Here is a 15174-nt window from a genome sequence, read left to right on the forward strand (position 1 = left end):
GATCGACGAGGTCGGTGAGCCTCATCGACTCCTTCGTCGACAGCGATGCGGAGATGTCACCACGGTTCGACGAGCTCGCACCCGTACCTGCCGCGGACCCAGGTCGTGCAGGGCCCCTGCAGCTGCTGGTGCGCGTGTTCGGCCGCCTGCCGGATCCGGTGAGTCGCGGGTTCGCCCGGGTGCTGGATGCCGGGACGGTGCCCTTCGACGTCGTGAACTGCCTCGGCTCATGCGGCGGCGGCTTGCTCCCGCCGCGGTGGATGGCCTGGTGGTTCGACCGCATCATCGCGTCCTTGCACCGCCGCCTCGACCGCGCTTCCGACGCCGACCTCGGGCGCGGCATGCACTACCCGATCCGCTGGGACCCGTTCTTCGCGCCCTACATGACCCTGGCCGACGTCTACCGGTACCCTGCCCGGCATTTCGCCTTCCACCAACGGCAGCTCACACTCATCGCTTGAGCAACCGCCGGGCGAGGTAGGCGGCGTCGCGGCCGACGCCGCGGATGGTGGCGGAGGAGAAGCTGCGCTGCCACTCCAGCCCGACGAACCCGAGCCCGGGGTGGGTGGTGGACAGGCCGCGGTGCTGCTTCGGCGTTCCGGCCGGGCCGAGGGCGCCGAGTTTGTCCAGGTAGGACAGTCCGGGGCGGAACCCGGTCGCCAGGAGGATGGTGTCGACCCGTTCACGGGTGCCGTCGGACCAGGTCACGGTGTCGCCGTCAATGGCGGTGAACATGCGGCGCTGGTCGGGCCGTCCGGCGTCGATGGCGGCCCGATAACCGCCCGCGTCCTGGACGGGCATGCCCGGCTTGGTGCGCAGCCAGGGGCCGATGGGCAGGGCGTCGAATCCGGTGACGGTGAGCCAGAAGTGCACGTCCCGGCCCAGTGGTTTCTGGGGGGCGTAGCGGATCGGGTGGCGGGTGGCGAGGGTGACGCGGGCGTGCGGGGCGAGGTCGATCGCGATCTGGACGGCGGAGTTGGCCGCGCCCACCACCACGATCCGCTGCCCGGCGAAGGGGCTGGGCTCGCGGTAGTCGCTGGAGTGCAGGACGGTCCCGGTGAACCGGTCGAGGCCGGGTAACGCGGGCCGGTAGGGGGAAGTGAACGCGCCGGTGGCGGCGATGACCGTCGGGGCGGACAATTCTTCGCCCGCCTCGGTTGACACCAGAAACTCGCCGTCGGGCCGGGTCACGGCGGTGACCCGGTGGCCGGTGCGGATGTCGGCGTGCAGGGCCGTGGCGTAGCGGCGGAGGTAGTCGATCACCTCGTCGCGGTGCGGGTAGTGGTCCGGGTCGCCGGGGAACGCCATGCCGGGCAGGGAGCTGTAGCGGGCCGGGGAGAACAGGTGCAGGCTGTCGTAGTAGTGCGGCCACGATCCGACCGGCTCGTCGCCGGCCTCCAGCAGGACGGGCTTGAATCCGCGGGCTTTGAGGGCGTGGACGGCAGCGAGACCGGCTTGACCGCCGCCGATCACAATGGCATCAGGCATGACAAAGAAATCCTTTCAACACAACGAGTTCGGAAGATCAGCTACCGGGGGACGCTGACCAGGGAGGCCACTGCGGCCGCGACGGCGACCAGGGCCAGCACGAGGAAGGTGTGCGAGTAGCCGCCGAGCCCACCGGCGATCGCGGCGCCCGCCCACGGCGCGAGCGACATGGTGATCGTCAGCGGCGCGGACAACAACCCGGTGAGTCGTCCATAGTGGACCGGTCCCCACCGGTCGGTGATGGCCGTGGCCTGCAAGAGGGTGAACACACCACGAGCCATGCCCGCGACCACCGCGGCGATCACGAGTGCGGGCGCGGTGGTCAGCAGACCCAGCACACCGGTCGTGGCCGCCACCGCGGCGAGGATGATCGCGGTGCGCACCCGGACGCTGGTGTGGCGGGTGAAGGTGGTGTAGCCGAGGCGGCCCAGCACCTGCCCGGCCCCGCCGAGACCGAGCGCGACCGCAGCGGCACCCGGGCTGAGCCCGCGCTCGGTGAGCAACGGCACGAGGTTGATCACCACAGCGAACGCGGCGAACGCCGCCAAGCTCAACGCCACCACCAGCGCCACGAACGCGCGGCTCCGCGCGATACGTCCAGGATCGGTGTGCTCGGCGTGCGCGGGGTGCTCGTGCGGTCCGGGATCGGGCCAGTGCCCCCGCAGCCCCCACGCGTGGCCCGGAATGGTGATCACCGCCAGGATGGCGGCGAGGACGAGGTAGGTCCGCCGCCAGTCCAGGTGGGAGGCCAGCGCGGCAGTCAGCGGGGCGAACACCGTCGACGCGAGTCCGGCCGCCAGGGTCAGCACGGTCAACGCTCCGACCCGGCGCGGCCCGTACCAGCGGGTCAGCGCGGCGAACGCCGGCGGGTACAGCGTCGCGCCCATCGCCACCCCGGCCAGCAGCCACGCCGCGACGAACCAGGCGAGATTCTGCGCGGTCGCGATCGCCACCACCGCGGGCACCGCGAGGATCGAGCCACCTGTCAACAGCCACCGGGGCCCGTGCCGGTCCAGCCACCGGCCCACCGGAATGCCGGCGAGCGCGGCGACCAGCTGACCACCGGAGAAGCCCGCGGTGATCCAGGTCGACGACCACCCGGTGGCCTTCGCGATGTCGGTGGCCAGGACGGGGAAGGCGTAGTAGAGCACACCCCAGCTGGTGATCTCGGTGACGCACAAGGTCACTAGGACCCGGCGCAGCCCGGCCTTCGACAGGGAACCGGGCTGCGCGGAGGCACCGACCGTCACCGGTCCGTCGAGGGGGCGGACAGCGAGATCAGCTCCGGCTCGGCCGGGGCGCCACAGCATCCGCCCGACGTGGCGTCCGCCGCGGGCTCGTCGAACAAGCCCGCCCCGCCACAGACCCCGGTCTCGGCCAGCACCAGCTCCACCCGCCCGGCCGCCTCGTGGTCGCCGGCGAGTGCGGCGGCGATCGAGCGGACCTGCTCGTAGCCGGTCATCGCGAGGAACGTCGGGGCGCGGCCGTAGCTCTTCATCCCGGCCAGGTACACGTTCGGCTCCGGGTGCGCGAGTTCCTTCGCGCCGTGCGGGTACACGGTGCCGCAGGAGTGCACGTTCGGGTCGATCAGCGGCGCGAGCGCGACCGGCGCCTGCAGCGTGGCATCCAGCTCCAGCCTCACCTCCGACAGCCAGGACAGGTCCGGCCGGAACCCGGTCACCACCACGACCTCGTCCACCGCCTCGACGGTGCGCCCGTCGCCCGAGCGCAGCACCAGGCGGCCCTGCTCGTCGCGCTCCACGGCCTCGGTGCGGAACCCGGACACGACCTGGACCAGCCCGGCGTCCACGGCCTCCTCGGCCCGCAGCCCGAGCGCACCGCGGGCGGGCAGCTGGTCGGCCTCGCCGCCACCGAAGGTGTTGCCCACCGAGCCGCGACGCAGGATCCAGCTGATCCGCGTGCCCTCGTTCCGGGCGAGCTCGGTCAGGGCGACCAGCGCGGTGAGCGCGGAGTGCCCGCTGCCCGCGACTGCGACGTGCTTGCCCGTGAACCGGGCGCGCACGGCCGCGTCCCGGAGATCGGGTACCTGGTAGGTGATCCGGTCCGCCGCTGCCCGCTCGCCCAAGGCAGGGAGACCGTCGCCACCCAGCGGGTTCGGGTTAGTCCACGTGCCCGACGCGTCGATCACCGCCCGCGCGGTGATCAGCTCCTCGCGGCCATCGGCGTGCCGGACGTGCACCGTCAGCGGCTCGGTGTCCCGCCCGTGATCCACGACGCGGTCCCGGCCACAACGCGCCACACCCACGACCTCCGCGCGGAACCGGACGCGCTCGCCCAGCGCGGCGGCCAACGGGGTCAGGTAACGCGCCACCCACTCCTGCCCCGTCGGGTAGTCCTCGGCGAGGGGACGTTCCCAGCCGGTAGCCTCCAGCAGCCGGCCGGCCGCCGGATCCACCAACTCCGACCACTGCGAGAACAACCGCACGTGGTTCCACTGCGCCACCGACGCCCCCGCCTGCGGACCGCGCTCCAGCACCAGCGGCGCCAGGCCCCGCTCCAACACCTCGGCGGCCGCCGCGAGCCCGATCGGCCCGGCCCCCACCACCACGACGGGCAGCTCACTCATCCCGAACTCCTTCCATCGATCCAGCTCGATTGAGCGTCGTTGCGGGAGACTCTATCGACCGGTATCGATTGATGCAACCATCGATTTGGGTCGATACACTCGGGGCATGACCACGACTGTCGCGCCCCAGGCCCAGGTTCTGCCGGACGGGGAAGCCGCCACCTACGCCGACTGGTTCGCCTGCCTGGCCGAACCGACCCGGGTGCGGCTGCTGCACGCGGTGGCCACCGCGCCCCGCGGGATCACCGTCGGCGCCCTGACCGAGCTGCTCGGGATCAGCCAGTCCACGTGCTCGCACCACGTGCGCAAACTCGCCGACGTCGGGTTCGTGCAGGTCCGCAAGGAGGGCACCGCCACCATCGTGACCGTCAACGCGGCCTGCTGCGCCGGCCTCCCGCACGCCGCCGACGCGGTCATGGGGCTGCTCGCGCCGCGTCCGTGCTGCCCCGAAGACGTCCCCGCCGACGTCACCATCCGGGCCCTGCGCGACGACGACTGGCCCGCGGTCCGCCGCATCTACGGCGAAGGCATGGACACCGGCATCGCCACCTTCGAGACCACCGTCCCCAGCCGCGCCACCCTCGACGCGAAGTGGATCGCGGGGCAGCGGTGGGTCGCCGAGATCGACGGCACCGTGGTCGGCTGGGCCGCCGCCACCCCGGTCTCCACCCGCGAGTGCTACTCCGGCGTCGCCGAAACCTCGATCTACGTCGCGGACGGCTACCGCGGCCGCGGCATCGGCAAGGCCCTCATCCGCCAGCAGGTCATCGCCCTCGACGAGGCCGGCTACTGGACCCTGCAAACCTCCATCTTCACCGAAAACCGGGCCAGCCTCGCCCTCCACCACTCCGCCGGCTACCGCACCATCGGCATCCGCGAACGCATCGCCCAGCGCGACGGCACCTGGCACGACACCGTCCTCCTCGAACGCCGCAACAACACCAACTGATGAACTGGATGTCCACGCTCCCGTGACCCGGGCGCAGGGATCGCCAGCGCACGGGGGACGGCGGCGACCGGGCATCACCAAACCCGCTCGATCCACGTCGCCGGACCCCGAACACCGACTGAGACCGGCGACAACCATGACCATGGAGCCCCGGAGGCCAGGCGATGAAGTCGGTGCGGCTGGGGGTGCCTTTGCGCTGCTAGGCGTCCTCGACCCCGCCCACGACCAGGGCCAACTCGTTGTCTTCGATGACGGCGTTGGCGTCCACGGCGAACACCCCGAGCGTTGATCATCCCGGCGGAACGTCGTCTCCTGCCCGATGTCCACCTGCACCGACTCGCCGGTGATGACCGGGATGCTGGCCTCGCCCTCGCCACACCCCATGCCATGGCGACCACCCCAGCCATCCTCGCCCGCTGCCGTGTCGGTACTTCACCGGACTCGTTACCGGCAACTCGCTGCAAGCGCACGCCCTCGACCAAGCCAGCGGCCGTGTGTTCGCCAGGTTCGACCTCATTTAGCAGTCCCGGCAACCGGCTTCGATCGCCCCGGGCATCAGTGCCGTTTAGCTGCTTGGCGGGCGCCGCTCCTGGCTGCCGACATCATCGGCTTGATCGGGCGACCCACGTCGGGTTGCGTGCAGGCTCAGTTGCCGGGCGGGAAGTCGTAGCCGTTGGGAACGGACTCGTCCGGCTGTGGTGTGCCGTAGATCAGGGCAATCTCGTCGTGCGCGGCGAAGGTGATCGCGGCCGGGTTGCCGGTGCGCGGGGTGCCGTTGACGTAGACACGCAGGGTCTTGCCGTCGCTGGCGCGCAGGGCACCGATGTTGTCGGCTGAGAGGCTCACGTCCCATTCGGAGAACAGCTCGCCCAGGCTGAATTGCCGTTTGACCGGGGATTCGATGTGGATGACGCCGCTGGTGTCGTGGGTGTGCAGCGGGCTGATGCTGCCACGCTTCTGGTCGATGCCCAGGTAGGCAGGCACCTCCACCGGGTTGCCGTCGACGCGGACATCGAGGTGGGCGTGGATGTGTTCGACGTTGCCCTCCGTGCTCAACATCGGCAGTCCGGCCGCGCGCACCGCCGCAGCGGCGTCGCTGGGTGCGGGCCAGGGCGGCAGGCCAGTGCGCCCGACGGCGGTAGTCGCGGGTGGGTTTTTGATATTTGTGGCGGCGGAGTCGGCCTGTTTCGTGTCAGCGGAGCGGGTCACGGCAACGATCACGATCACCAGCAGTGCCACCACGGCCACGGCCGCGCCGCCCCACAGCAGCCCGTTGCGGCGACCGGCGGAGCGCGCCTGCGCGACGGACTTCTGACCGGCCCGCGCTGTGGGCTTGCGTTGGCTACGTTTCTTCGCTGCCATGGGAAACCTCCGTTTCGCGGGGAATTCAGAGCGGGACGGTGAAGCCGGAGATCGGGCCCCGCAGCCACGCGATCACTTCGCCCCACAAACCGGTGACCAGTGCAACCCCGATCGCGATCAGCAGCACCCCGCCGACCTGCTGCACCCGGCGGATGTGGCGGCGCACCCAGGTGGTCGCGTGTATGGCCCAGCGGGCGCCGAGGGCGAGCGCGATGAACGGCAGACCGAGCCCGAGGCAGTAGGCGGTGATCAGCAGCAGGCCCCGCCCGGTGGTCGGGCCCACCTGGGTGCCCGAGGCCAGGGCGATGACCCCAGCCAGGGTCGGGCCGAGGCACGGCGTCCAACCCAGGCCGTAGACGGCGCCGAGCAGCGGCGCACCCCACAGCCCGTCGCGCGGCGTGTGCCGCAGCTTCATGCCACGTTGAAGCGGCGAGAACATGCCGAGAAACACCAGGCCCATGGCAATGGTGACCACACCGCCGAGGCGTTGCAGCAGTTCTTCGTTGGCCAGCAACGCATCCGACACGCCGAGTACGGCCATGGTCGCGGCGGTGAAGACCGCGGTGAACCCGAGCACGAACAGCAGCGCCGCCCACGCGACCCGCCACCGCCCGCACGAGGACCGTGCCGCCTCCTCGCCGGTGACCGCCGGCGGTTCGGCCCCGACCAGGCCGGCGAGATAGGCGAGGTAACCGGGCACCAGCGGCAGGCAGCACGGCGAGGCGAACGACACCGCCCCAGCCGCGATCGCGAGCAGCGAGGCCAGCAGCAACGGACCAGACACAGCGAAGTCGGTCAGGCTCACGCGGGCCGTCCTGGAAGGTTGGCCGGTTCGGCGGCGACGCGCTGCACGACGGGCAGCAGGTCGCTGGCGATCAGAGGGGTGAGGAAGATGGCGGCCACGCGATGCCGGCGGTCGAGCACGATGGTGGAGGGCACCACGCTGCGGGGATATCCGTTCAACGCCAGCAGAGTCCGACCGGACGGGTCGTAGATCGAGGGATACGTGACGTACCGGTCACGCACGAAGTCGCTGGCCGCGGCGCGGTCATCGCGAACGTCGATGCCGAGGAACTGGACGCCGGAGGCGTGCGTCTGCTCGAACACCTTCTCCAGCTCGGGCGTCTCTGCCCGGCACGGCCCACACCACGATCCCCAGATGTTGATCACCACGACCTTGCCCGCGTAGCCGGACAGCCGGATCTGCGAGCCTCGTTCCTGCAGACTTTCGCCGTTCAGGTCCGGGGCGGTGCCGCGACTGTCGGGCGGATCGTAGAACAACCGTGTTTCACCGCCGGGCGAGACGAACTCGAACGTACTTCCCCGCGCGACCGCGCCGGTACCGCCGCTGCACGCGGTCAGTGCTAGCAGCCCCGCTGTCGAGACCGCAGCCAGGGCGAGGCCCGGCCATCGCGTCCTGCCCATCCCGGCTCCCTCGATCGACAACTACGTACCTACTCCGTAGGTTAGTAGATGAGGACGATGGGGTTGCCTGGGGTTAACGTCGAGGCGTCGGCGAAGGGTGGAGCGATGACGGATCTTTCGCGGTTTCAGCATCCGCGGTTCGCGCGGATGTACGAGCGCATCAGTGCCGAATCCGAGCAGCGCGGCACCGCTGAGCACCGGGACCAGGTGCTGGCCGGGCTGTCCGGGCGGGTGATCGAGGTCGGCGCCGGCAACGGCCTAAACTTCGGCCACTACCCGGAGACCGTGACCGAGGTGGTCGCCGTCGAGCCGGAAGACCGGCTGCGCGCCCTGGCGGAACAGGCCGCCGAGCAAGCGCGCGTGCCGGTGCGGGTGGTGGCCGGGCACGCGGGAGCGCTCCCGGCAGAGGACGGCACCTTCGACGCCGCGGTGGCCTCGCTGGTGCTGTGCTCGGTCGCCGACGTCCCCGCGGCGCTCGCGGAGATCCGCCGGGTGCTGCGGCCGGGTGGCGAGCTGCGGTTCTTCGAGCACGTCCGGTCGGCCAACCCGCTGCTCGGACTGTTGCAAGACGCCCTGACACCGCTGTGGTCGCGGGCAGGCGGGGGATGTCATCTCAACCGGGACAGCGCCGAAGTTATCAGGGCGGCCGGGTTCGACATCGAGCGGCTGCACCGCCTTTACTACGCACCGCTGCGGTTCGTGCCGCGGCACGCGCATATCCTCGGCCGCGCACGCACACCGAACTGAACCGGGTGCAGCCGACCGTCGGGCCCGCATTGGGTGAGGCTGCGACGGCCCGCCCGCCCACTGTGAGCCGGGCTGCCGTAGTGACCAGCAGCAAGCGCCGGCGGCTCCTACTGGCGCCGGAGCTGCCCCGCGGAGGGCCAGCAGCGCGCGCAGCACCGCGCGCCTGCCGCGGATGGGTAGGGCTACAGGTGGTCTGACAGGAAGAGCATGCTGAACTCTGTCGCGCGGGCATTCGTGTCCCGCATCGTCGATCCGGTCGGCGTCGCGCTGGTCCGCGCCGGCATGACACCTGACGCCGTGACCGTCCTCGGCACCGCGGGCGCCATGACCTCTGCCCTGCTGTTGTTCCCCACCGGCTTCCTCCTCACCGGGACGCTCGCTGTCGCCGGTTTCGCGGTGGTCGATCTGCTCGACGGCGCCATGGCCAGAGCACGAGGGCAGGGCACACAGTTCGGCGCGATGCTGGACTCCATCTGCGACAGGCTCGTCGATGGCGCACTGTTCGCGGCCCTCAGTTGGTGGGGGTTCACCCGTGAAGAAGACCGCTGGGTCGCGGCTGCCGCACTGATCTGCCTAGTGCTTACCCAGGTCGTCCCTTACGTCAAAGCGCGAGCCGAAGCCTGCGGCCTGCCTGCGGACGGCGGAGTCGCAGAGCGAGCCGAGCGATTGATCATCACACTCGCCGGCTCCGGGTTACAAGGACTCGGTGTACCTTCCGCGCTCCTGGCGGCGTTGTGGCTACTGGCCGCGCTCTCGACTGTGACGCTGTTGCAACGCCTGGTCAAGGCGTTCACCCGAGCTCGCTCGTGAAGCCTGCCCGCTCACACAGGGAAGGTTCCGCTCGCCTGCACAGCGAGGTGCCCGCTACTTGTATGCCCTTCGTACCCTGCTCAACGAAACCATTCAGCCGAGCGGCTGGCGAAGCACGAAGGTCCGCCCACCGTCTCGGGAGGCGTGGATGCCAGTTTCGGTAGCGAGGTACACGTCGGCTTGACCAGTTGCTGTCAATGCCTGGGGTGCACCCGGGACCTCGCCGACCCGTGACCACGTTGTGCCGCCGTCCTGGCTGGTGTATACGGAACCGTCCGCGCCAGCGCCGAAAAGCCCGTCCTCCGCCGGCCAGTCCACGAGGAGCAGGCGGGGCGCACCAGGTATCGCAGTGAAGGTCCGGCCGCCGTCAACACTCCGAGCAAGACCATTTTGCGTGGTGGCAAGCAGGGTCTCACCGTTCGCCGGATCAACCGCGAAATCGGCCAGCGCGAGGCGCGCGCGTCGATCCCAGCTCGTGCGGTCGGCACTCACCATCAGCTGCCGGCTTTGGCTGTCGTAGCCATACACGCGACCGTGCTCGGCTTCGAGGGCGTGAAAGTCCGCTTCGCCTGCGAGGGAGAGAAGCTGCCAGGACTGCCCAGCGTCGGTGCTGGCGATCAGCCCGAGGTGGTTGGGCAGGTCTTCGTCCGGATCCGGGTGTCCGCTGCCGAGGAACTGACGGGGGCCGACCACGGTGAAACCCATGGTGTCCTGCTGTCGTTCGCCGACCCGCTGCGGCTCGCCGGCCTCGGGAACGCGGAACACCCCGTAGTGGCTCGCCGCGTAGAGGGTGCCATCGGCGGGATCGACGCCGAGACCGTGGACATGTGCAAGCCGGGCATCAGCTCCCGATGGGTTGTCATTGGCCTGTTGTCCGCCCGCGGCGCAGGCGGACAGGACGGCGAGGGCCGCAACGACCAAGGAGGTGCCGAGCAGCATTCTTGTCGTTCGGCTCACTGACACCTGCTCCCTGGTTCGTCCGTTCTACTCCCAGTAAAACTATACGTCCTAGTAGTAACGCCTTCATCAGGTACGGGTGACGGAGGGACGGCCCGACTCCACCCGGCCCCCCTTGACCAGAAGAACGCCGCGAGGTTCATCATCAGTCTCACCGTCGAAAATGATCAGCGGCAGGCCGAGCACCTCGGGCGGCACGTCGAAATCCGGTCGCCACTCGGAGCACCCCGGCTGACGACGGCAACGTGTTGAACAGAGCCGTGTCAACTCGCCTACTGGTTCCGGAGTGACAGGTTGATGGCCGTGGCCCGGCCAGGTTTCATGACAGGCTGGCTCGGTGCGCAGCAGGCGCAGTCGTCGCTCGCGGCAGGGGTGTCCAGGGCGACGTTGGCGGGTTGTGTCGCCAGGCGCGGTGGGGTGCTGGTACCGGGAAGCGGCCGGAGTCGTCCGGCTCGGACGCCGTTGCTGATGACGAAGACTTCGGCGAGTTCGTGGATGAACACCACGGTCGCGAGTCCGAGGGCGCCGACGGCGGCGAGAGGCACGAGCGTGAGCACGATCGCGGCGGACAGGCCGATGTTCTGCAGCATGATGGCGCGGGCGCGGCGGGCGTGGGTGAGTGCTTGGGGCAGGTGGCGCAGGTCGGTGCCCATGAGGGCGACGTCGGCGGTTTCGAGGGCGACGTCGGTGCCCATGGCGCCCATGGCGATGCCGACGTCGGCGTTGGCGAGGGCGGGTGCGTCGTTGACGCCGTCGCCGACCATGGCGACGTGTCCGCGGCTGCGGCCGCGCAGCCGCTCGATGAGGTCTGCCTTGTCGGTGGGGTGCAGTTCGGCGTGGACGTCGGTGATCCCGGCCTGCGCGGCCAGCGCAGCGGCGGTGCGGGTGTTGTCGCCGGTGAGCATGGCCACCTGGTAACCGTTGTCGCGCAGCGCTTGTACCGTTTCGGTGGCTTCGGGGCGCAGTTCGTCGCGGATGCCGATCACGCCCAGCACGATCCCGTCGTGTTGGATGACAGCTACGGTGGTGCCGGCCTCTTGCAGCCGGGCGACCTCGCCGGTCAGTGCCTCGCCGGGGTTGATCCAGCCGGGTTTGCCGAGCCGGGCGGGGCAGGCGTCGACGGTGCCTTGCACGCCGGCGCCGGGCACGGTGGCCACGTCTCGCGCGGTCCCCGGTTCGGGCGCGGCGGCCAGGATCGCGGCGGCGAGGGGGTGTTCGCTGCGGGCTTCCAGCGCGGCCGCCACTTCCAGAACGCGTTCAGCGGGGACACCGTCGGCGTTCACGATCTCGGTGACCGCAGGGGCATTGCGGGTTAGGGTGCCGGTCTTGTCGAGCGCGACGGTTCGCACCGCGCCGAGCGTCTCCAGCGCGGCTCCGCCCTTGACCAGCACACCGAGTCGGCTGGCGGCTCCGACGGCGGCGATCACGGTGACCGGCACCGAGATCGCGAGTGCGCAGGGGGCCGCGGCGACCAACACGACCAGGGCCCGTTCGATCCAGATGGTGGGATCGTCGAACACCGAGCCGAGGCCGGCGATGAGCACGGCCAGCACCATGACGGCGGGCACGAGGGGCCGGGAGATCCGGTCGGCGATGCGCTGCCGTGCTCCCTTGCGTTGCTGGGCTTCTTCGACGAGCCGGACGACCTTGGTCAGCGAGTTGTCGGCGACGGTGGCGGTGGCCTCGACGGTGAGGACGCCGTTGGAGTTGATCGAGCCGGCGAACACCTCCTGTCCGGGACCGATTTCGACGGGGACCGATTCTCCAGTGATGGCGGAGGTGTCCACACTGGAGCGTCCTTCGACGACGACTCCGTCGCTGGCGATGCGATCGCCGGCGCGCACCAGCATGCGGTCCCCGACGCGCAGCTCCTCCGCCGGGATCGTCAACTCGCGGCCGTCGCGGAGCACAAGCACTCGCTCGGGCACCAGGGTGAGCAGGGCTCGCAGCCCACGGCGGGTCCTGCTCAGTGAGTAGTCTTCGAGGGCTTCGCTGATGGAGAACAGGAACGCCAGCGCGGCCGCCTCACCGAACTGGCCCAGCAACAGGGCGCCCACCAGGGCGATGGTCATCAGGGTGCCGACGCCGATCCGGCGCCGCGACAAGGCGCGCAGGGTGCCGGGTACGAAGGTCCATCCGCCGATCGCCGCCGCCAGCAGGTGCAGCACGATTCCGGTGATCCCCGAACCCAGCCAATCGGCGAGGAACCCGGCGCCCAGCAGGATCCCGGCGACGGCGGCGAACTGAATCTCCCGCACCTGCCACAACCTCTGCGGCGTCTCGCCGGCGTGTTCGTCGTCGTGTTCGTCGGGGCCGCAGCACGCGTCGCTCATGCCGGGTCTCCTTCCGCCACCGTGCCGACCGCGGCGTCGAGGACCTGGTGCGCAGCGGGGTTGAGCCGGTACATCACGAGCTTGCCGTTGCGGCGGGAATCGACCAGTCCCGCCGCACGCAGCTGCCGCAGGTGGTGTGACACCAGGCCCTGCGAGGAGGCGACGATCCAGGCCAGATCGCACACGCACAGCTCGTCGCCGACGTGCAGGGCGTGCGCGATGCGCAGCCGTGTCGGGTCCGCCAGGGCACGCAGCCGCTCGGCTCGCCGGGCGATCTCGTCGACCGGCGGCAGCGCGCCGCGCAGGAACTCGGCGTGGTCGAAGTCGATACACAGCAGCTCGCACCGGTCGTCACTCATGCCATCAATCTAACTTCCGTTGATATGTTCGGGCAACGATGACGGCAGTCTCATTCGTCGCCTGCAGTCGGCGCCAGTGTGGTCGACGACACCCTCGCCTCCTGACAGCGTCGACATCCATGCCGAACACCACCGGACAGGACCTGGACGACACCACCGGCGTTGCCGGAAAGGATCACGGCCGGGGTCCTCACGATCGGCGGCGCGCTCGGCTCCCTGACCGCGATCACCATGCCGATCGAAAAGATCAGGTGCTGGCCCACCCGACTATGTCCCGACCTGCGGCATCAATCCAATCCCGTCCTGCGGCTCGGTCATGAGCACCCGTCACCACCGCGGTGTCGTCCTGCTCACCGACGCCCGGCTGCTGCGCTGGTTCTTCATCGGCCTGCACCTCGAGACCGTATTCGGACTGGCGTTCCTGCACTGGCTGTTCGTACGGAGCGTGTACGAGATCGGAGCCCTGCGCCCGTACTGCATGGTCGTGTGGGCCACGACCATCCCGATCTTCTGGTGCACCACCCTGCACGTCCTCACCGTCGGACACCCCCCGGTCCTCCGGGTGCCACAGCGGGCCGCACAGGCGCTGGCGCTTTCACAGCACAGTGCTCCGATCTGGTTCCTCGCGCTGATCGGCCAGGCGTTCTGGTCGTTCCGAGTCGACCTGCTCCCCTGATCAGCAGTAAAGCCACCGCCGGATGCGGGTGGCGCCGGGCCGGCCCAGGCGCCACCCGGCACTCAGGAAGACCTCTCCGCAGCGACGAAACCGTTCCTGACATGGGCACCGTCGCAGAACGGCTTTGTCTCGGACATACCGCACCGGCACAGGAGCTTCGTGCGGCCCGGGCCCAGGTCGTAGACGTTGTTGTCGTGGTCCACGAGCCGAATCGGGCCCTTGACCTGGTAAGGACCGTTGTCCACCGTCTTGATGACGACGGCGGGTTCAGCCGGGAGCTGCTCGCTCATGGTCAGCTCGCGACCTCGTATCCCGCCCCGGCGATGGCGGACCGGACCTGCCGGTCGTCGATGGGCGCGTCGCTGGTGACCGTGACCTCGCCGGTGGCGATGTCGACATCCACGTCGTTGATTCCGGCCACCCCGGACACGGCGGTGGTCACCTTGCTCGTGCAGCCGGAGCAGGTCATGCCCTTGACGGTGTAGACAGCCGTGCTCATCAGTCGCCTCCTGAATCGTTCGGCCCATACGGACCGGGGGTACCTTCCGCCATGACGGTATACCCGATGGGGGTACCGAGGCAACGAAGGTCGTTCAGCGAGATCGCCGACACTTGCCTGAACCGGACAGAGTCACTCTTGCCTGCGCCGACCCCAGCGGACCGGACCGTTCTGCGCCGACCTGCACCGTCGGCACCAGCGCTCGGCAGCACAGCCGCACCAGAACTTCGACGGACAGTCGCCACCGGCCAATCTGCCCATCACGCCGGGCGTTCCACAGTTCGCCCATCGCCACCACCGACCCCTCCTTGACTGCGGTACCCCCCTAGGGTATACATGTCCTGTCGGCGCGCGCCCAGCGGCCAAATCAGGGTTACGGGTACACGGTATACAGAGGCGCCGGCGTGAGGAGAAGGAACGATGCGGGGTTACGCCAGCGACAAGGACGGCTACCTCACCCGGCTGCGCCGGATCGAGGGGCAGATCCGGGGCCTGCAGCGGATGGTCGAGAACGACGAGTACTGCATCGACGTGCTGACCCAGATCGCCGCGGCGACGAAGGCCTTGCAGTCGGTGTCGCTGGGACTCATGGACGAGCACCTCAAGCACTGCGTCTCCGAAGCGATCGCCGTGGGCGGCGACACGGCGGACGCAAAGGTGCGCGAAGCCAGCGAGGCCATCGCCCGGCTGGTCCGTTCCTGACAACGAGAGAGGACAGACAGATGACCCAGCAGACCTACACCGTGAGCGGGATGACGTGCCAGCACTGCGTGCTGTCGGTGACCGAGGAGGTCAGTGAGATCCCCGGCGTCACGGACGTCGCCGTGGACCTGCCCACCGGCAAGGTCACCGTCACCAGCGAGCAGGAGCTCACCACCGACGCGGTGCGCGCCGCCGTCGAAGAAGCCGGTTACCAGCTGACCGCGTAGCGGCAGCCCGAGGACAGGAATGTCATGAACACTGCAGGGAAGCTCTCCGCCTA

Annotated in this window: 18 protein-coding genes; 7 read left to right on the forward strand and 11 right to left on the reverse strand. The window is 69.7% G+C overall.

Annotated features, from left to right (window positions below; translation table 11 throughout):
* A partial coding sequence (locus ABZ215_RS40145) for a hypothetical protein (RefSeq protein ID WP_354955908.1) occupies nucleotides 1-461 on the forward strand: 461 nt, incomplete at its 5' end.
* Here the strand turns inward: ABZ215_RS40145 and ABZ215_RS40150 are convergent.
* From ABZ215_RS40150 to ABZ215_RS40160, 3 genes are read right to left on the reverse strand one after another with little or no spacing between them, the layout of a single operon-like run.
* On the reverse strand, nucleotides 451-1488 hold the full coding sequence (locus tag ABZ215_RS40150; RefSeq protein ID WP_354955910.1) for an NAD(P)-binding domain-containing protein: 1038 nt from the start codon (nucleotides 1486-1488) through the stop codon (nucleotides 451-453). The two genes, ABZ215_RS40145 and ABZ215_RS40150, sit on opposite strands and share 11 nt — an antisense overlap.
* Nucleotides 1489-1529: 41 nt before the next feature.
* Nucleotides 1530-2738 (reverse strand): MFS transporter, encoded by a 1209-nt coding sequence (locus tag ABZ215_RS40155; protein WP_354955912.1) that lies wholly within the window; start codon nucleotides 2736-2738, stop codon nucleotides 1530-1532.
* Entirely contained in the window at nucleotides 2735-4075 is a 1341-nt protein-coding gene (locus ABZ215_RS40160) for an NAD(P)-binding domain-containing protein (protein WP_354955914.1), read from the reverse strand. The genes ABZ215_RS40155 and ABZ215_RS40160 overlap by 4 nt, the downstream gene beginning before the upstream one ends.
* Nucleotides 4076-4181: 106 nt before the next feature.
* Between ABZ215_RS40160 and ABZ215_RS40165 the strand changes: the two genes are divergently transcribed.
* Nucleotides 4182-5024: a metalloregulator ArsR/SmtB family transcription factor gene (locus ABZ215_RS40165; protein WP_354955916.1), complete on the forward strand. Its 843-nt coding sequence runs from the start codon at nucleotides 4182-4184 to the stop codon at nucleotides 5022-5024.
* Nucleotides 5025-5669: 645 nt separating this feature from the next.
* Here ABZ215_RS40165 and ABZ215_RS40170 read toward each other — a convergent pair.
* The 3 genes from ABZ215_RS40170 to ABZ215_RS40180 are packed head-to-tail and all read right to left on the reverse strand — an operon-like array spanning nucleotide 5670 to nucleotide 7811.
* Nucleotides 5670-6386, reverse strand: a complete 717-nt coding sequence (locus tag ABZ215_RS40170; protein ID WP_354955918.1) for a hypothetical protein — start codon at nucleotides 6384-6386, stop codon at nucleotides 5670-5672.
* A 25-nt stretch (nucleotides 6387-6411) separates the two neighbouring features.
* On the reverse strand, nucleotides 6412-7191 hold the full coding sequence (locus ABZ215_RS40175) for a cytochrome c biogenesis CcdA family protein (RefSeq protein ID WP_354955920.1): 780 nt from the start codon (nucleotides 7189-7191) through the stop codon (nucleotides 6412-6414).
* Nucleotides 7188-7811 carry a TlpA disulfide reductase family protein gene (locus ABZ215_RS40180; protein ID WP_354955922.1) on the reverse strand — a complete coding sequence of 208 codons (624 nt, stop codon included), beginning with the start codon at nucleotides 7809-7811 and terminating at the stop codon, nucleotides 7188-7190. The genes ABZ215_RS40175 and ABZ215_RS40180 overlap by 4 nt, the downstream gene beginning before the upstream one ends.
* Nucleotides 7812-7916: 105 nt before the next feature.
* Here ABZ215_RS40180 and ABZ215_RS40185 point away from each other — a divergent pair, with 105 nt between their 5' ends.
* Both ABZ215_RS40185 and pgsA read left to right on the forward strand, forming a co-directional pair.
* Entirely contained in the window at nucleotides 7917-8558 is a 642-nt protein-coding gene (locus ABZ215_RS40185) for a class I SAM-dependent methyltransferase (protein ID WP_354955924.1), read from the forward strand.
* A 207-nt stretch (nucleotides 8559-8765) separates the two neighbouring features.
* A complete protein-coding gene (gene pgsA / locus ABZ215_RS40190) occupies nucleotides 8766-9368 on the forward strand; it encodes a phosphatidylinositol phosphate synthase (protein WP_354955926.1) in 603 nt (200 codons plus the stop codon).
* A 93-nt stretch (nucleotides 9369-9461) separates the two neighbouring features.
* On the opposite strand, the gene ABZ215_RS40195 is transcribed toward pgsA, so the two are convergent.
* From ABZ215_RS40195 to ABZ215_RS40205, 3 genes are all read right to left on the reverse strand, one after another.
* Nucleotides 9462-10307, reverse strand: a complete 846-nt coding sequence (locus ABZ215_RS40195; protein ID WP_354955928.1) for a F510_1955 family glycosylhydrolase — start codon at nucleotides 10305-10307, stop codon at nucleotides 9462-9464.
* A 290-nt stretch (nucleotides 10308-10597) separates the two neighbouring features.
* A complete protein-coding gene (locus ABZ215_RS40200) occupies nucleotides 10598-12658 on the reverse strand; it encodes a cation-translocating P-type ATPase (protein ID WP_354955930.1) in 2061 nt (686 codons plus the stop codon).
* A complete protein-coding gene (locus ABZ215_RS40205) occupies nucleotides 12655-13017 on the reverse strand; it encodes a metalloregulator ArsR/SmtB family transcription factor (RefSeq protein WP_354955932.1) in 363 nt (120 codons plus the stop codon). The genes ABZ215_RS40200 and ABZ215_RS40205 overlap by 4 nt, the downstream gene beginning before the upstream one ends.
* A gap of 316 nt (nucleotides 13018-13333) precedes the next feature.
* Between ABZ215_RS40205 and ABZ215_RS40210 the strand changes: the two genes are divergently transcribed.
* Nucleotides 13334-13693, forward strand: coding sequence for a vitamin K epoxide reductase family protein (locus ABZ215_RS40210; protein ID WP_354955934.1), 360 nt, complete (start codon nucleotides 13334-13336; stop codon nucleotides 13691-13693).
* 62 nt (nucleotides 13694-13755) lie between these two features.
* On the opposite strand, the gene ABZ215_RS40215 is transcribed toward ABZ215_RS40210, so the two are convergent.
* Nucleotides 13756-13983, reverse strand: a complete 228-nt coding sequence (locus ABZ215_RS40215) for a CDGSH iron-sulfur domain-containing protein (RefSeq protein WP_354955936.1) — start codon at nucleotides 13981-13983, stop codon at nucleotides 13756-13758.
* Nucleotides 13984-13985: 2 nt separating this feature from the next.
* Nucleotides 13986-14192 (reverse strand): heavy metal-associated domain-containing protein, encoded by a 207-nt coding sequence (locus ABZ215_RS40220; protein ID WP_354955938.1) that lies wholly within the window; start codon nucleotides 14190-14192, stop codon nucleotides 13986-13988.
* A gap of 420 nt (nucleotides 14193-14612) precedes the next feature.
* Between ABZ215_RS40220 and ABZ215_RS40225 the strand changes: the two genes are divergently transcribed.
* Both ABZ215_RS40225 and ABZ215_RS40230 read left to right on the forward strand, forming a co-directional pair.
* Nucleotides 14613-14894, forward strand: coding sequence for a metal-sensitive transcriptional regulator (locus tag ABZ215_RS40225; RefSeq protein ID WP_354955940.1), 282 nt, complete (start codon nucleotides 14613-14615; stop codon nucleotides 14892-14894).
* Between the two features lie 20 nt (nucleotides 14895-14914).
* A complete protein-coding gene (locus tag ABZ215_RS40230) occupies nucleotides 14915-15121 on the forward strand; it encodes a heavy metal-associated domain-containing protein (protein ID WP_354955942.1) in 207 nt (68 codons plus the stop codon).
* Nucleotides 15122-15174 lie beyond the last annotated feature (53 nt).

This window comes from Amycolatopsis sp. NPDC006131 (genome assembly GCF_040614175.1).
Taxonomy (GTDB): Bacteria; Actinomycetota; Actinomycetes; order Mycobacteriales; family Pseudonocardiaceae; genus Amycolatopsis_E; species Amycolatopsis_E tucumanensis.